Origin of the sequence: Streptomyces sp. NPDC017095 (assembly GCF_044332325.1) — a bacterium.
In the GTDB taxonomy this organism is placed as follows: domain Bacteria; phylum Actinomycetota; class Actinomycetes; order Streptomycetales; family Streptomycetaceae; genus Streptomyces.
The window spans coordinates 164,908-179,971 of record NZ_JBIROU010000004.1 but is presented as its reverse complement, the minus strand read 5'-3'; the positions used below and the strand labels follow the sequence as shown (position 1 = coordinate 179,971).

At 73.7% G+C, this 15,064-nt stretch carries 14 protein-coding genes and 1 tRNA gene; 12 read left to right on the top strand and 3 right to left on the bottom strand.

The window, feature by feature from the left end; genetic code table 11:
* Nucleotides 1–39: 39 nt before the first annotated feature.
* The 7 genes from galU (at nt 40) to ACH4OA_RS09940 (ending at nt 5,532) form a co-directional block, all read left to right on the top strand.
* On the top strand, nt 40–948 hold the full coding sequence (gene galU / locus ACH4OA_RS09970; RefSeq protein ID WP_365941993.1) for a UTP--glucose-1-phosphate uridylyltransferase GalU: 909 nt from the start codon (nt 40–42) through the stop codon (nt 946–948).
* Entirely contained in the window at nt 945–2,267 is a 1,323-nt protein-coding gene (gene glp / locus ACH4OA_RS09965; protein WP_397968490.1) for a gephyrin-like molybdotransferase Glp, read from the top strand. The genes galU and glp overlap by 4 nt, the downstream gene beginning before the upstream one ends.
* 130 nt (nt 2,268–2,397) lie before the next feature.
* Complete coding sequence (gene moaC / locus ACH4OA_RS09960) at nt 2,398–2,877, top strand: cyclic pyranopterin monophosphate synthase MoaC (RefSeq protein ID WP_365875127.1); 480 nt, start codon at nt 2,398–2,400, stop codon at nt 2,875–2,877.
* Nucleotides 2,874–3,374, top strand: a complete 501-nt coding sequence (locus ACH4OA_RS09955; RefSeq protein ID WP_397946088.1) for a molybdenum cofactor biosynthesis protein B — start codon at nt 2,874–2,876, stop codon at nt 3,372–3,374. The genes moaC and ACH4OA_RS09955 overlap by 4 nt, the downstream gene beginning before the upstream one ends.
* Nucleotides 3,375–3,400: 26 nt before the next feature.
* A complete protein-coding gene (locus ACH4OA_RS09950) occupies nt 3,401–4,009 on the top strand; it encodes a GNAT family protein (RefSeq protein ID WP_365875123.1) in 609 nt (202 codons plus the stop codon).
* Nucleotides 4,010–4,126: 117 nt separating this feature from the next.
* Nucleotides 4,127–5,365 (top strand): gephyrin-like molybdotransferase receptor GlpR, encoded by a 1,239-nt coding sequence (glpR, locus tag ACH4OA_RS09945; RefSeq protein WP_397937889.1) that lies wholly within the window; start codon nt 4,127–4,129, stop codon nt 5,363–5,365.
* A 93-nt stretch (nt 5,366–5,458) separates the two neighbouring features.
* A tRNA-Ala gene (locus ACH4OA_RS09940) sits at nt 5,459–5,532 on the top strand.
* 61 nt (nt 5,533–5,593) lie between these two features.
* Here ACH4OA_RS09940 and ACH4OA_RS09935 read toward each other — a convergent pair.
* The gene (locus tag ACH4OA_RS09935) at nt 5,594–6,070 is read right to left on the bottom strand and encodes a GNAT family N-acetyltransferase (RefSeq protein WP_397946086.1); all 477 of its coding nucleotides are present in this window, start codon (nt 6,068–6,070) and stop codon (nt 5,594–5,596) included.
* 80 nt (nt 6,071–6,150) lie between these two features.
* Between ACH4OA_RS09935 and ACH4OA_RS09930 the strand changes: the two genes are divergently transcribed.
* On the top strand, nt 6,151–6,954 hold the full coding sequence (locus ACH4OA_RS09930) for an exodeoxyribonuclease III (protein WP_397968487.1): 804 nt from the start codon (nt 6,151–6,153) through the stop codon (nt 6,952–6,954).
* Nucleotides 6,955–6,958: 4 nt separating this feature from the next.
* On the opposite strand, the gene ACH4OA_RS09925 is transcribed toward ACH4OA_RS09930, so the two are convergent.
* A complete protein-coding gene (locus ACH4OA_RS09925; protein ID WP_365875129.1) occupies nt 6,959–7,579 on the bottom strand; it encodes a MerR family transcriptional regulator in 621 nt (206 codons plus the stop codon).
* Nucleotides 7,580–7,756: 177 nt separating this feature from the next.
* On the opposite strand from ACH4OA_RS09925, the gene ACH4OA_RS09920 reads away from it, so the two are divergent.
* From ACH4OA_RS09920 to ACH4OA_RS09905, 4 genes are all read left to right on the top strand, one after another.
* Nucleotides 7,757–9,277 carry a flavin-containing monooxygenase gene (locus ACH4OA_RS09920; protein WP_397968485.1) on the top strand — a complete coding sequence of 507 codons (1,521 nt, stop codon included), beginning with the start codon at nt 7,757–7,759 and terminating at the stop codon, nt 9,275–9,277.
* A complete protein-coding gene (locus ACH4OA_RS09915; protein WP_397968482.1) occupies nt 9,274–10,209 on the top strand; it encodes an alpha/beta fold hydrolase in 936 nt (311 codons plus the stop codon). The genes ACH4OA_RS09920 and ACH4OA_RS09915 overlap by 4 nt, the downstream gene beginning before the upstream one ends.
* Complete coding sequence (locus ACH4OA_RS09910) at nt 10,206–11,090, top strand: SDR family oxidoreductase (RefSeq protein ID WP_397946083.1); 885 nt, start codon at nt 10,206–10,208, stop codon at nt 11,088–11,090. The genes ACH4OA_RS09915 and ACH4OA_RS09910 overlap by 4 nt, the downstream gene beginning before the upstream one ends.
* 87 nt (nt 11,091–11,177) lie before the next feature.
* Nucleotides 11,178–11,378: a hypothetical protein gene (locus ACH4OA_RS09905; RefSeq protein WP_365875109.1), complete on the top strand. Its 201-nt coding sequence runs from the start codon at nt 11,178–11,180 to the stop codon at nt 11,376–11,378.
* A gap of 110 nt (nt 11,379–11,488) precedes the next feature.
* On the opposite strand, the gene ACH4OA_RS09900 is transcribed toward ACH4OA_RS09905, so the two are convergent.
* Complete coding sequence (locus ACH4OA_RS09900; protein WP_397968480.1) at nt 11,489–14,902, bottom strand: S41 family peptidase; 3,414 nt, start codon at nt 14,900–14,902, stop codon at nt 11,489–11,491.
* Nucleotides 14,903–15,064: the final 162 nt, after the last annotated feature.

The window sequence follows — 15,064 nt, the reverse complement described above, 5'->3', positions numbered from 1 at the left end:
CACAGATTCCCAGCAAAGGCACCGGATATTGTGGCGGGCATGACTCAGTCCCCCAGGATCAGCAAAGCTGTCATCCCGGCCGCCGGGCTCGGCACCCGCTTCCTGCCGGCTACCAAGGCCACTCCCAAGGAGATGCTGCCCGTCGTCGACAAGCCTGCGATCCAGTACGTGGTCGAAGAGGCCGTGTCGGCGGGGCTCGACGACGTCCTCATGGTCACCGGACGCAACAAGCGCCCCCTCGAGGACCACTTCGACCGCAACTACGAGCTGGAATCTGCGCTGCAGAAGAAGGGCGACGCCGAACGGCTGGCGAAGGTCCAGGAGTCCAGCGACCTGGCGACCATGCACTACGTGCGCCAGGGCGACCCGAAGGGACTCGGTCACGCCGTGCTGTGCGCGGCCCCGCACGTCGGCCGCGAGCCCTTCGCCGTCCTCCTCGGCGACGACCTGATCGACCCGCGCGACCCGCTGCTGCGGCGCATGATCGACGTCCAGGAGCGGCACGGCGGCAGCGTGGTCGCCCTCATGGAGGTCGCCCCCGAGCAGATCCACCTCTACGGCTGCGCCGCCGTGGAGGCCACCGCCGACGGCGACGTGGTGAAGGTCACGGGACTGGTCGAGAAGCCCGATCCGGCGGACGCCCCGTCGCGGTACGCCATCATCGGCCGGTACGTCCTCGACCCGCACGTCTTCGACATATTGCGCCAGACCGAGCCGGGCCGCGGCGGCGAGATCCAGCTCACCGACGCCCTCCAGCAGCTCGCGCAGGACGAGAAGGTCGGCGGCCCGGTGCACGGCGTCGTCTTCACCGGCCGCCGCTACGACACCGGCGACCGCGGCGACTACCTGCGTGCCATTGTCAGACTCGCATGCGAACGTGAGGATCTGGGACCGGACTTCCGGACCTGGCTCCGCAGTTACGTAGCCGAGGAGATGCAGCGACCTTGACCAGCCCCGCGACCCGCCCCGCCGGCCCGGACGACCTGTGGTCGGTGGACGAGCACCTGGAGGACATCCTCTCGACCGTCCGGCCGCTCGAACCCATCGAGCTGCAACTGCTCGACGCCCAGGGCTGCGTCCTGGTCGACGAGGTCACGGTGGCGGTGTCGCTGCCGCCGTTCGACAACAGCTCCATGGACGGGTACGCGGTGCGGGTGGCGGACGTCGCGGGCGCGAGCGAGGAGTTCCCGGCGGCCCTGGAGGTCGTCGGGGACGTGGCGGCCGGCGCGGGCGACCCGGTGCGGGTCGGCCCCGGTCAGGCCGCGCGGATCATGACCGGGGCGCCGCTGCCGCCCGGCGCCGAGGCCGTCGTCCCGGTCGAGTGGACCGACGGCGGGCTCGGCGAGGGCCCGGCGAGCGGCATGCGGGCGCGCAGCCTGGCCCCGGAGGGCGCCGAGGGCCAGGTGCGCGTGTACCGGCCCGTCGAGGCACGCGCGCACGTGCGGGACCGGGGCGGCGACGTACGGGCCGGCGACCGGGCCCTGGCGGCCGGGACGATCCTCGGCCCGCCGCAGATCGCGCTGCTCGCCGCGATCGGCCGCGGCACCGTGCGGGTGCGCCCGCGCCCGCGCGTGGTCGTGCTCTCCACGGGCAGCGAACTCGTCCAGCCCGGCGAGGAACTGGCCACCGGTCAGATCTACGACTCCAACAGCTTCGCCCTCACCGCCGCCGCGCGGGACGCGGGCGCCATCGCCTACCGGGTGGGCGCCGTCGCCGACGACGCCGAGACCCTGCGCACGACCATCGAGGACCAGCTCATCCGCGCGGACCTGCTGGTGACCACCGGCGGGGTGAGCGTGGGCGCGTACGACGTGGTCAAGGAGGCGCTGGCGTACGTCGGCGACGAGGACGAGGCGGGCGCCGGCGTGGAGTTCCGCAAGCTGGCCATGCAGCCCGGCAAGCCCCAGGGCTTCGGGTCCATCGGCCCCGACCACATCCCGCTGCTGGCGCTGCCCGGCAACCCGGTGTCGTCGTACGTCTCCTTCGAGCTGTTCGTCCGCCCCGCCATCCGCGCCCTGATGGGCCTCACCGATCTGCACCGGCCCCGCGTCCGGGCCGTCCTGACGGCGGACGCGGCGCTGCGCTCGCCCGGGGGACGCCGCCAGTTCCTGCGCGGGACGTACGCCGACGGGAAGGTGACGCCGGTGGGCGGGGCCGGCTCCCACCTGGTCGCGGCGCTCGCCCAGGCGGACGCGCTGATCGTCGTGCCGGAGGACGTGGAGAGCGTCGAGCCCGGCACCGAGGTGGAGGTCGTGCCGCTCGGCTGAGGCAGGCGCGGGTCCCTCCGTCCGCAGGCCGGTCCTGGTCCGCTGTCCGGGCCGGCTTGGCGGTACCGTGTCGCGCACAGCAGGCCCGCGCCGCGCACCGCGCCGGGCCCGGACCGGGAGCGCCGCAGCCATGAGTACGCACGACCGACTGACGCACATCGACGAGGCGGGCGCGGCCCGCATGGTCGACGTATCCGGGAAGGACGTGACCGCGCGCACCGCCCGTGCCAGCGGCCGGGTCCTCGTCTCACCCCGCGTGGTCGAGCTGCTGCGCGGCGAGGGGGTGCCCAAGGGCGACGCCCTCGCGACCGCGCGCATCGCCGGGATCATGGGAGCCAAGCGGACCCCGGAGCTGATCCCCTTGTGCCACCCGCTGTCGGTGTCCGGTGTGAAACTGGATGTGTCGGTCGCGGACGACGCCGTGGAGATCCTGGCCACCGTGAAGACCACGGACCGCACGGGCGTGGAGATGGAGGCCCTCACCGCGGTGACGGTCGCCGCGCTCACCGTGATCGACATGGTCAAGGCGGTCGACAAGGGAGCGGTCATCACGGACGTACGGGTGGAGGAGAAGACGGGCGGCGCGTCGGGCGACTGGAGCCGGGCATGACCCGTCGCGCTCTGGTGGTCACGGCCTCCAACAGGGCCTCGGCGGGCGTGTACGCGGACCGGGGCGGCCCGCTGATCGCCGACGCACTCGCCGGCCTCGGGTTCGCCGTGGACGGCCCCCGCGTGGTCCCCGACGGCGCTCCCGTGGAGGCGGCCCTGCGCGAGGGCGTGGCGGCCGGCTACGACGTCGTCGTCACCACCGGGGGCACCGGCCTGTCGCCCACCGACCGCACCCCGGAGGCGACCCGCGCGGTGATCGACCACGAGGTGCCGGGCATCGCGGAGGCCATCCGCGCCCACGGGCGGGAGAAGGTGCCGACCGCGGCGCTCTCCCGGGGCCTGGCGGGCGTGGCCGGACGGACGCTGATCGTCAACCTGCCCGGGTCGACCGGCGGGGTGCGGGACGGTCTCGCCGTGCTGGAGCCGCTGCTGGTGCACGCGGTCGACCAGCTCCGCGGCGGCGACCACCCCGGACCGGGCAGCGGGGGTGCGAGCTGAACAGCCCTTCCTGGCCCGTCGAGCTGGTGGACGGCGATGTCGTCCTCCGGCCGATAAAGCTGCGCGACCAGCGGGCCTGGCGCGAGGTGAACCGGCGCAACCGCGACTGGCTGCGCCCGTGGGAGGCGACGATCCCGCCGCCCACGCCGAGCGGACCGGTCGCGCACCGGCCGACCTACCGCCAGATGGTCCGGCACCTGCGCTCCGAGGCCGGCGCGGGCCGGATGCTGCCGTTCGTCATCGAATACCAGGGGCGGCTGGTCGGGCAGCTCACGGTCGCCGGGATCACCTGGGGCTCGATGTGCTCCGGGCACGTCGGCTACTGGGTGGACGAGGCGGTGGCCGGGCGCGGAGTGATGCCGACGGCGGTCGCGCTCGTGGTGGACCACTGTTTCGGCACGGTCGGTCTGCACCGCGTCGAGGTCTGCATTCGCCCCGAGAACCGGCCGAGCCGGCGCGTGGTGGAGAAACTCGGATTCCGCGAGGAGGGGCTGCGCCCGCGCTATCTGCACATCGACGGCGCCTGGCGCGACCATCTCGTCTACGCGCTTACCGCGGAAGAGGTGCCCGACGGGCTGCTCGCGCGCTGGCGCCGGAACCGCTCCCAGGGTGCCCAGCGCACCGAGAGCCAGTGAATTGAAAATACGTTCGAATTCCTCGGTCGCAAAAATGCTGGAAATATGAGCCGGATCGTGCGACACACCGGCCCAATTGGCGGATGGCCTCACGCAAACCCCTCTACCGTGTGAGGCGTGAGCAGCAGCGGCCTCATCTACGCAGTCATTGTCGGGGCCTGGGCCGCCTACTTGGTGCCGATGTGGCTCCGTAGGCAGGACGAGCTGAACGAGGCCCGTCCGACGGAACGCTTCAGCACCGCCATCCGGCTGCTTTCCGGACGGGCGGGCATGGAGCGCCGGTACGCCAGGGACCTGCGGGCGCGCTCCGCCCAGGAGGGGGAGCCGGACGCCGTCGATCCGGACGCCGTCACCGATTCGGTGGACGTCCGGGCCTTCGCCGTGCCTCCGACGCGCCGTCAGCCCTCCCCGGAGGCCGAGCCCGAGCCGTCCGGCGGCCCCGGACCGGCGGCCGAGCAGACCGCCGCGCCGGAGCCCCGGGCGGCCGCCGAACCGGAGCCCGCGTCCGTCGCCGTACCCGCACAGCAGCGGGACCGGGAAGCGGCGGCACGGCAGGCGCTCTCGGCGCAGACGGCCGCGGCGCGCGCCCAGCGCTCGAAGGTGCTCGCACGCCGGCGGCGCACCACCGTGATGCTCTTCCTCGCCTTCACGTTCGGCACGGTCATCGCCGCCGTCGGCGGACTCGCCTTCCTGTGGGCGCCCGCCGCCCCGGCCGTGCTGCTCAGTACCTACATCGCCTACCTGCGCGCGCAGGAACACCGCCGCTTCGCCTACCAGATGGACCGCCGGCGCGCCGAGGCCGCCGCCCAGCGCCTGCGGGAACGCCAGCCGCGCCGGCGCCCGCCGCTGGAAGAGGGCACGGACGGGCAGGCGCCGCAGGAGGGCCAGGACACCGGCACCGAGACCGGGCTGTCCGCGCTCGCCGCCGACCGGCGTGCCCTCGTCGAGCAGACCGACCACGCCGAGTGGGTCGACCAGCAGCGCGAGCGGCAGCGCCGGCCCGGGCACGGCGAGAGCTGGGACCCGGTGCCGGTGCCGCTGCCGACGTACGTCACCGCGCCCGTCGCCCCGCGCGCCGCCTCCGGCGTGGACCTCGGGGCGCCCGACACCTGGAGTTCGGCGCGGTCCAGCACGGTCGTGCCGGAGCAGGACGCGGCCCGGGTGCCGGACGGTGCGCCGGGCGGGCGGCCCGGGCAGGAGCCGGCGGACGGCCGGGCCGACGGCGTCCCGCACGCCCGCTCCCGCTCGCGCGGCGGCCCCGGCGCGGCCTCGGCACGCCGGACGCGCGAGCGCGGACGCACGCCGCTGTTCGACCAGTACGAGGACGGCGAGCGGCCCCGCGCGGCCAACGAGTGACCCTGGTCACTCCCCGGGCATCGGGGCCCTGACCAGTCAGGGAGCGGATTTCCGAGCACCCGGATCGGGATGCTAGAGTTTCACTCGTTGCAAGGGCCTGTGGCGCAGTCCGGTAGCGCACCTCGTTCGCATCGAGGGGGCCAGGGGTTCGAATCCCCTCAGGTCCACTGCACGATGAGATCCCGTCGGTCGTCAGACCGGCGGGATCTTCGTCGTTTCCGGGGCGGCTCAGAGCCGCTTGGCGTAGCAGAGGCTCTCCTCGTAGTGGCGGTAGTAGCCGAACTTCGCGCACGGCTCGTAGCCGCTGGAGGTGTACAGGGCGACGGCCTCCGGCTGCTTGGTGCCCGTCTCCAGGACCATGCGGACGCGGCCGGCCGCGCGGGCGTCCTCCTCCAGTGCCGCGAGCATCCGGCGGGCCAGGCCCAAGCCGCGCATCTCCGTGATGACGAACATGCGCTTGAGTTCGGCGTCGCCGTCCTCGTTGCCCTCCGGGTTGCGGTCCTGGCTGCGCCAGCCGCCGGTCGCCACCGGGCGGCCCAGCTCGTCGTAGGCGATCAGGTACACGCCCCGGGGCGGGTCGAAGTCGGCGGGCTCCAGGACCGTGGCGTCGCCCCCGTCGCCGTAGCGCTGGTGGTATTCGGCCTGGACCTCGTCGTTGAGCTTCACGGCGTCGGGGTGGTCGAAGGGGACACGGCGAATATTCATACTGAGTATCGTACTTCTATGCAGTCGGCGGTGGTCCCGGGTTTTTCGGACCTGGTCCAGTGTGCCGGTATCGTGCCCGCGTGCTGACTGTGACCTCGGTGAACGTGAACGGGCTGCGAGCGGCCGCGAAGAAGGGCTTCGTGGAGTGGCTGGCCGGGACGGACGCGGACGTCGTCTGCCTCCAGGAGGTGCGCGCCGAGCCGCACCAGCTGCCCGAGGAGGTCCGCCGGCCCGAGGGCTGGCACGTGCTGCACGCCCCGGCCGCCGCCAAGGGCCGCGCGGGCGTCTCCCTCTACACCCGGCGCGAGCCCGACCGGGTCCGGACCGGCTTCGGCTCGGCCGAGTTCGACGGCAGCGGCCGGTACGCCGAGGCCGAACTGCCCGGCCTGACCGTCGCCTCGCTCTATCTGCCCTCCGGTGAGGTCGGCACGGAGCGCCAGGACGAGAAGGTCCGCTTCATGGACACGTTCCTCGCCCACCTGAAGGAGCTGCGCGCACGCGCCGCCGCCGACGGGCGCGAGGTCCTCGTCTGCGGCGACTGGAACATCGCCCACCGCGAGGCCGACCTGAAGAACTGGCGCGGCAACGCCAAGAAGGCCGGTTTCCTGCCGGAGGAGCGCGACTGGCTCGGCCGGGTCCTCGCCGCTAAGGAGGGCGGGTACGTCGACGTCGTGCGCGCCTTGCACCCGGACGCCGAAGGGCCCTACACCTGGTGGTCGTACCGCGGGCGGGCGTTCGACAACGACTCCGGCTGGCGCATCGACTACCACATGGCCACGCCCGGGCTCGCCGGCCGGGCGGTCAAGGGCTTCGTGGAGCGCGCGGCCACCCACGCCGAGCGCTGGTCGGACCACGCGCCGGTGACCGTCGTCTACGACCTCTGAGCGCTCAGTCCCGCTTGTCCAGGACGCGGTCCAGCGCCAGCGACAGCTCCGCCTCCACGACGCTGCGGGCCAGCGGACGCAGGCGCCGCAGGTCCTCCTCGGGCCCGTGCCGCAGGATCACGTCGGCGAACAGGCCGGCCAGGGCCTCGGCGTGCGCGCGCACCCGGGCGGCGGCCGCCAGCACCTCCGCGAGCGGGATGCCCTCGCGCACCAGCGCCGAGGAGACGTCCAGCAGGCGCCGGCTGATGTGGACGATCTCGTCGCCGTCGGTGCCGAGGTAGCCCAGCTCCATGGCGGCGGCCAGGTTCTCCGGGGTCACCTCGCCCTCGAAGCGGGCGGCGAGTTCCTCGGGCGTGAGGCGGACCGGCTCCTCCTCGGTGGGCGTGCCGACGCCGAGCAGGTCGGCGACGTCGCGGCCCTGGTCGAGCGCCTCGGCCAGTTCGGCTATGCCGTTCAGGGTGTGGCCGCGTTCCAGCAGGGCCGCGATGGTGCGCAGCCGGGCCAGGTGGTGGTCGTCGTACCAGGCGATGCGGCCCTCCCGGCGGGGTGCCGGGAGCAGCCCCCGCTCGCGGTAGAAGCGCAGGGTGCGCACGGTGATGCCGGCCAGCCGGGCCAGTTCCTCCATGCGGTACTCGCGCGTGCCGTCGCTGTGCTCTGCGTCCTGTGCCACGCCCGCAGCCTATGGTGTACCGCCGGTAACTTCCTTCTCCCGACCCCTACCGCTCGGTAGGTGGCTGCTCTACAGTCCCATTGCGCCAGTGTTCACTGGCAGAGTTCCTAGGTGATGCGTGGAGGCTTCGGGATGGCCGAGCACGAGCATGTACGGGTGGCGGTGATCGGGTCCGGGTTCGGCGGGCTGGGGGCCGCCGTGCGGCTGCGCCGCGAGGGAGTCACCGACTTCGTCGTCCTGGAGCGGGCGGGCAGTGTCGGCGGTACCTGGCGGGACAACAGTTACCCCGGGTGCGCCTGCGACGTGCCCTCGCACCTGTACTCCTTCTCCTTCGCGCCCAACCCGGACTGGCCGCGCACCTTCTCCGGGCAGCGGCACATCCGCGCCTACCTGGAGCACGTCACCGACCTGTTCGGACTGCGCCCGCACCTCCGCCTCGACTCCGAGGTCACGCTGATGACCTGGGACACCGACAACCTGTGGTGGACCATCGAGACCACCCGCGGCACCCTGCGCGCCGACGTCGTCGTCTCCGCCACCGGACCGCTGTCCGACCCGAAGATCCCCGGCATCCCGGGCCTGGAGTCCTTCCCGGGCAAGGTGTTCCACTCCGCCCGCTGGGACCACGACTACGACCTGCGCGGCAAGCGGGTCGCCATGGTCGGCACCGGCGCCTCCGCGATCCAGATCGTGCCCGCCATCCAGCCCCAGGTCGGCCGGCTCACCCTCTTCCAGCGCACCCCGCCGTGGGTGATGCCCCGCGTGGACCGCGCCATCAGCGGCGCCGAGCGGTGGCTGCACCGGCGGCTGCCCGTCACCGCCCAGGCCCGGCGCGGACTGCTGTGGGGCCTGCGGGAACTCCAGGTGCAGGCGTTCACCAAGCACCCGGAGGAACTCGGCCTCGTCGAACAGCTCGCCCGGCGGAACATGGCCCGCGCCGTCAAGGACCCGGCGCTGCGCGCCAGACTGACCCCGGACTACCGCATCGGCTGCAAGCGGATCCTGCTGTCCAACGCGTACTACCCGGCGCTGGCCAGGCCCAACGTGGACGTCGTCGCGAGCGGCCTCGGCGAGGTCCGCGGCTCGACGCTGGTGGCGGCCGACGGCACCGAGGCCGAGGCCGACGTGATCGTCTTCGGCACCGGCTTCCACGTCACGGACATGCCGATCGCCGAGCGCGTGGTCGGCGCGGAGGGCGTCACGCTCGCGGAGTCCTGGAAGGACGGCATGCGGGCGCTGCGCGGCGCCTCGGCGGCCGGGTTCCCGAACTTCCTGACCATCATCGGGCCCAACACCGGCCTCGGGAACTCCTCCATGATCCTCATGATCGAGTCCCAGCTGAACTACCTGGCCGACTATCTGCGCCAGCTCCGCGTCCTCGGCGGCCGGGCCGCCCTCGACGCCCGGCCCGGCGCCGTGGACTCCTGGAACGACCGGGTCCAGGAGCGGATGAAGCGCACCGTGTGGAACACCGGCGGCTGCACCAGCTGGTACCTGGACCCGAGCGGCCGCAACACCACCATCTGGCCCGGTACGACGACCGAGTTCCGGCGCGCCACCCGGCGGGTGGACCTCGCGGAGTACGAGGTCGTCCGCAGGCCGGCGGCACGGCGGACCGCGGTGGCCGGCGAGCCGGGGCGGGCTACCGCATGAGCCGGTCCCGCTCCGTCCGCACCGGCGCCTGGACCCCGCCCGTTCCCGCCCGCACCCTCACCGCCGTCTCCGCCGACGGCGCCCGGCTGCATGTCGAGGTGCACGGCCCCGAGGACGCGCCCGCCGTCGTCCTCTCCCACGGCTGGACCTGCTCCACGGCGTTCTGGGCGGCCCAGATACGGGACCTGGCGGCCGACCACAGGGTGATCGCCTACGACCAGAGGGGGCACGGGCGCAGTCCCGCGAGCCCCGCGTGCACGACCCGGGCGCTGGCGGACGATCTCGAAGCGGTGCTCGCCGAGACGCTCGCACCCGGTGAGAAGGCGCTGATAGCCGGCCACTCCATGGGCGGCATGACGGTCATGGCCGCCGCCGGGCGCCCCCGCTTCCGGGAGCACGCCGCCGCCGTCCTGCTGTGCAGCACGGGCAGTTCACGGCTGGTCGCCGAGGCGCGCGTGGTGCCGCTGCGCGCCGGGCGCGTGCGCAACTGGATCACCGCTCGCGTCCTCGGCTCGCGCGCCCCGCTCGGGCCCGTCACACCGGTGGCCAAGAGCATCCTCAAGTACGCCACCATGGGCGCCGGTTCCGCCCCGCACCGGGTGGAGGCGTGCGCGCGGATCGTGCACGCCTGTCCGCGCGCGGTGCGCCACGCCTGGTCGGTCGTCCTGGACACGCTCGATCTCGACGACGGCGTACGGCGGTTGGGCGTGCCCACCGCGGTGCTGCACGGCGCGTCCGACCGGCTCACGCCGCCCGTGCACGCCCGCGCGCTGGCCGCCGCGCTGCCGCACTGCGCCGGCGTCACCGAACTGCCCGGCATCGGCCACATGACCCCCATCGAGGCGCCGGAGCCGGTGACCGGCCGCATCCGTGAACTCGTCGGCACGTACGTCACGGGGGCCGGCCCCGTGCGGATGAAGGAGGGCGCATGAGCAGGGTCAGCCTCGAAGGGCAGGTCGCGGTCGTCACGGGAGCGGCGCGCGGCGTCGGCGAACTGCTGGCGCGCAAGCTGTCCGCGCGCGGGGCCAAGGTCGCGCTGGTCGGACTGGAGGAGGAGGCGCTCAAGGAGGTCTCCGGGCGGCTGCACAGCGACAGCGCCCACTGGTACGCCGACGTCACCGACCACGAGACCATGAGCCGGGTCGCGCGGGAGGTGAAGGAACGCTTCGGGAAGGTCGACATCGTGGTCGCCAACGCCGGGGTGGCGACGGGCGGTCCGTTCGCGGACTCCGACCCGGTGGCCTGGCGGCGCGTGATCGAGGTCAACCTGATCGGCTCGGCCGTGACCGCGCGCGCGTTCCTGCCGGTGCTCGTGGAGAGCCGGGGCTATCTGCTCCAGGTCGCCTCGCTCGCCGCGCTCACGCCCGCGCCGATGATGACGGCGTACTGCGCCTCCAAGTCGGGCGTGGAGGCCTACGCGCACAGCCTGCGGGCCGAGGTCGGCTACCAGGGCGTGCGCGTCGGCGTCGCCTATCTGTCCTGGACCGACACCGACATGGTGCGCGGCGCCGACCAGGACGACGTGATGCGGGAGTTGCGGCAGCGGCTGCCCTGGCCGTCGAACAAGACCTACCCGCTGGGTCCCGCGGCGGACCGGATCGTCGCCGGGATCGAGCGGCGCTCGGCGCATGTCTACGGGCAGTGGTGGCTGCGCGGCATGCAGGGCGTGCGCGGCTCGCTGCCGGCGCTCATCGGGACGGTCGGCCAGCGCGAGATGCGGCGGTTCGCGCCCCGGCTGCAGGGGATGCGCTCCGGGCTCGTCGGCGCGGGCGGGGCGGCCGACGAGGCGGCCCGGGCCACGCAGCGTAACTGATCGACATGCGCAGCGTGTTGGCCCGTGTGAATCTGGTCGAGGCCCCAGCGAGGGGCCGCTTCCCCCCCACTACGGGAGTGAACCCACATGGGTATGAAGGACCAGTTCCAGGACAAGTCCCGCCAGGCCAAGGAGAAGGTGGACCAGGCCCGTGACAAGGCCGGCCAGGGTGGTCGGCAGGGCCGCCCGGGCCAGCCGCAGCGCGAGCGCGGCGGCCAGAACCACCGTGACATCGAGGACACGGAGCAGCAGGTGCGGGACCGCTTCGACCAGGACTACGAGGGTTGACGCGCACTGACGAGGGCTGAGGCGGGCTGACGCGCCCGCTCACGGCCGAAGCGGGCCGGGGTGCCCTCCCGTGCGGAGGGCACCCTGCGGCACGACCGCCGCCGGGCCGCTCATCCGGTCGCCCGCGGCGGCAGCTTCGGCCGGGTCCGGTCGGGTACGTCGCTGTGGTCCGGCGGGACGGCCGCGGGACGGGACTCCAGCAGTTCCAGGGCCCGCCGGACCGCCTCGCCCAGCACGGGATAGCGGCCCTCGGCCCAGTCCAGCGGGGTGCGCAGGACCTCCACGTCGGGGGTGACGCCGTGGTTCTCCACGGACCAGCCGTAGGCGTCGAACCAGGCCGCGTTCATCGGAACCGTGATGACCGTGCCGTCGCCGAGCCGGTGCCGCCCGGTCATGCCGACGACTCCGCCCCAGGTGCGCTGGCCGACCACCGGGCCGAGGCACAGCAGCTTGAAAGCGGCGGTGATCATGTCGCCGTCGGAGGAGGTCGCCTCGTCGGCCACGGCCACCACCGGTCCGCGCGGCGCGTTCGAGGCGTACGACACCGGCTGCGCGTCCCGGGTCAGGTCCCAGCCGAGGATCGTCCGGGTCAGCTTCTCGATCACGAGTTCGCTGATGTGGCCGCCGGCGTTGCCGCGCACGTCCACGATGAGCGCGGGCCGGGACACCTCCATGCGCAGGTCGCGGTTGAACTGGGCCCAGCCGGACCCGCCCATGTCGGGGATGTGCAGATAGCCGCATGTGCCGTCGCTCAGCTCCCGGACCACCTGCCGGCGTTTGGCCACCCAGTCCTGGTAGCGCAGCGGCCGTTCGTCGACGAGCGGGACGACGGCGACCCGCCGGGGCCGCCCGGCGCCGCCCGCCGCGGAGACGAAGGTCAGCTCCACGGTGGTGCCGCCCGAGCCGGCCAGCAGCGGGTACGGCCCGGTCACCGGGTCGACCGGGCGGCCGTCGACGTGGGTGAGGACGGCGCCCTCCCGGATGCCCGTGCCGGCCAGCGGCGACCGGGCCCGGGAGTCGGAGGAGTCGCCGGACAGGATGCGCCGGACCTCCCAGCGGCCGTCCCGGCGCACGAAGTTGGCGCCGAGCAGGCCCTGCGGGCGCTGGTAGTGCGGCGGGCCCTCGTTGCGGCGGGCGGCGCTGACGTAGGCGTGGGAGGTGCCGAGTTCGCCGAGCACCTCGCGCAGCAGATCGGCGAACTCGTCGGGCGAGGCGACCCGTTCGACCAGCGGGCGGTACTGGGCGAGGACCGCCTCCCAGTCGATGCCGCACATGCCCGGGTCCCAGAAGTAGGCGCGGATCAGGCGCCCCGCCTCGTCGTACGCCTGCCGCCACTCGGCGGGCGGGTCGGCCTCGTGCAGGATGCGGCGTACGTCGATCCAGACGGTGGTGTCGCCGTCGCCCGGCTCGGTCGACGGCACCGCCCGCAGGTCGCCCTCGTCCACCACGACCAGCCGGGTGCCGTCGCCGCTCACCGTGAACCAGTCCAGGTGGTCGACCAGTTCGGACTTCTTCGCCTTGCTGATGTGGAAGTACTCCAGCGTCGGACGGCCGCTGACGTCGGCCGGGTTGACGAAGGTCTCGCCGAGCGCGCCGGAGATCGGCCAGCGCAGCCAGACCAGGCCGCCGCCCGCGACCGGGTGCAGCGCGGAGTACTTGGAGGCGATGACCGGGAACGGCGTGACCCGGTCCGCCAGCCCCTCCACCTCGACCGTCACCGTGCCGGCCTCGCCGCTCTCCTCGTCCTCCAGCGGATCGAGACCGCCGGCGGCCGGACGGCCCTCCGGGCTGAGGGCGAAGGGCGACGGGGTCGCCGAGGAGAGCGGGACGAGGTACGGGCGGCAGCCGAGCGGGAAGGACAGGTCGCCGGTGTGCACGTCGTAGACCGGGTCGAAGCCGCGCCAGGAGAGGAAGGCGAGGTAGCGGCCGTCGCGGGTGAACACCGGGTTCTCGTCCTCGAAGCGGCCGTTGGTCACGTCCACGGTCAGCCCGTCCGTGATGCGGGCCAGCTTGATCTGGCGCAGGGAGCGGCCGATGCCGGGATGCGACCAGGTGAGCCAGCAGCCGTCGGGGGAGAAGGCGAGGTCGCGGACGGGACCGTTCACGGAACGGACCAGCTCGGTCACACCGCTCGGCCCGGCGGACTCCCGCGGCCCGGCACCGGCCGCGCTCGCCGTGGCGTCGGGTCCGTCCTGCGCGTCGCCCGTGGTCGCGGCGGCGTCCGGTGCGTCCTGTGCGTCGTCGCCCGTGGTCGCCGTGGCGTCGGGTCCGTCCTGCGCCGCCGTCTCCTGTCCCACGTCGATCAGCAGCAGGCGGCCGTCGTGCGAGGCGACCGCCAGCCGTTCGCCCAGCGGGTCGGCGGCCAGCTCCAGGACGCGGCCCAGGGCGCCGCAGGCCAGCCGGCGCGGCGCGCGGTCGCCGCTGGCGCGCGGGAGGTGGGCGATCTCGATCGCGTCCGCGCCCGGCGCGTCGGTGACGTAGGCGACCTGACCGGTGGAGCCCAGCATCTCCGGGAGCCGCACCCGTACGCCGGGCGGGTCGGTGATCGTCCGGGCCGGGCCGTCCCGGTGGGTCAGCCAGTACAGGCTGCCGCGCACGACGACCGCGCTGGCCCGGCCGGTCTCGTCCACGGAGACGCCGTCGATGTTCTGCGCGGCCGGCACCTGGTAGCGGCGGCGGCCGGTGCGCGGCCCGGCGAGCCGGATGTCCAGCCGGCGCGGTTCGCCGTCCGGGGAGAAGTCGTCCACCAGCCACAGGTCGCCCCCGCACTGGTACACCACCCGGCTGCCGTCGCCGGCCGCGTGCCGGGCGTAGAAGGCGTCGTGGTCGGTGTGGCGGCGCAGGTCGGTGCCGTCGCGGGCGCAGGAGTAGAGGTTGCCGACGCCTTCGTGGTCGGAGAGGAAGGCGATCCGGCCGGCGACGAACACCGGGCAGGCCAGATGGCCGCCGAGGTCCGGCAGGAGGCGCTGCCCGTGCAGCCACAGCCGGCCCGTGGCGCCGCCGCGGTACCGCTTCCAGGAGGCCGGTTCGTGCGGCGGGGTGCCGGTGAGCAGCAGGGTCTTGTGTTCGCCGGCGAGGTCGGCCACCTGGATGTCGGCGACCGGGCCCCAGGGCAGCCGGCCGCCCGGGTCGCCGTCGGGCGGGACCTTGTAGGCCCAGGTGAAGTAGGAGAAGGGCTGGCCGTGGGAGGCCACCGCCAGGATGTCGGTGTGGCCCTGCTCGTCGGGCGGGGTCCAGCCGCACACCTGGGTGTCGACGCTGCCCCAGTACGTCAGCCGGCGGGCCGGACCGCCGCCCGCGACGTCGACGAGGTGGATCTCGGGGACGAGGCTGCGCCAGGACGTGTAGGCGATCCGGCGGCCGTCCGGCGAGAAGCGGGGATGGCCCGCCTTGGTGCGGTCCGCGGTGAGCCGCCAGGCGCGGTCCGGGGCGTCGAGGCGGGCCAGCCACAGGTCGTCCTCGGCCACGAAGCACAGCAGGTCGCCGCTGAGGTGGGGGAAGCGCAGATAGCTCACCCTCCCCATGCTTTTCCGGTCGACCGGCGCCAGCAACTCGTGGCCGGGCGGCCGCGCCGCTTTATGGCGTCTTCACCTTCGTGACCCAACACACGTACGAAACGGTTTCGTTTCGAAAACGGGGCGGGGTATCTTCTCAGGTGTACGAGGAAGAAGCCTCCGGAGGGGGGA

Excerpts from the sequence above, each read along its gene's own strand:
- galU (WP_365941993.1), top strand. The coding sequence starts at position 40 with ATGACTCAGTCCCCCAGGATCAGCAAAGCTGTCATCCCGGCCGCCGGG.
- moaC (WP_365875127.1), top strand. The coding sequence starts at position 2,398 with ATGAGTACGCACGACCGACTGACGCACATCGACGAGGCGGGCGCGGCC.
- ACH4OA_RS09955 (WP_397946088.1), top strand. The coding sequence starts at position 2,874 with ATGACCCGTCGCGCTCTGGTGGTCACGGCCTCCAACAGGGCCTCGGCG.
- ACH4OA_RS09935 (WP_397946086.1), bottom strand. The coding sequence starts at position 6,070 with ATGAATATTCGCCGTGTCCCCTTCGACCACCCCGACGCCGTGAAGCTC.
- ACH4OA_RS09925 (WP_365875129.1), bottom strand. The coding sequence starts at position 7,579 with ATGGAGGAACTGGCCCGGCTGGCCGGCATCACCGTGCGCACCCTGCGC.
- ACH4OA_RS09920 (WP_397968485.1), top strand. The coding sequence starts at position 7,757 with ATGGCCGAGCACGAGCATGTACGGGTGGCGGTGATCGGGTCCGGGTTC.
- ACH4OA_RS09915 (WP_397968482.1), top strand. The coding sequence starts at position 9,274 with ATGAGCCGGTCCCGCTCCGTCCGCACCGGCGCCTGGACCCCGCCCGTT.
- ACH4OA_RS09910 (WP_397946083.1), top strand. The coding sequence starts at position 10,206 with ATGAGCAGGGTCAGCCTCGAAGGGCAGGTCGCGGTCGTCACGGGAGCG.
- ACH4OA_RS09905 (WP_365875109.1), top strand. The coding sequence starts at position 11,178 with ATGGGTATGAAGGACCAGTTCCAGGACAAGTCCCGCCAGGCCAAGGAG.
- ACH4OA_RS09900 (WP_397968480.1), bottom strand. The coding sequence starts at position 14,902 with ATGGGGAGGGTGAGCTATCTGCGCTTCCCCCACCTCAGCGGCGACCTG.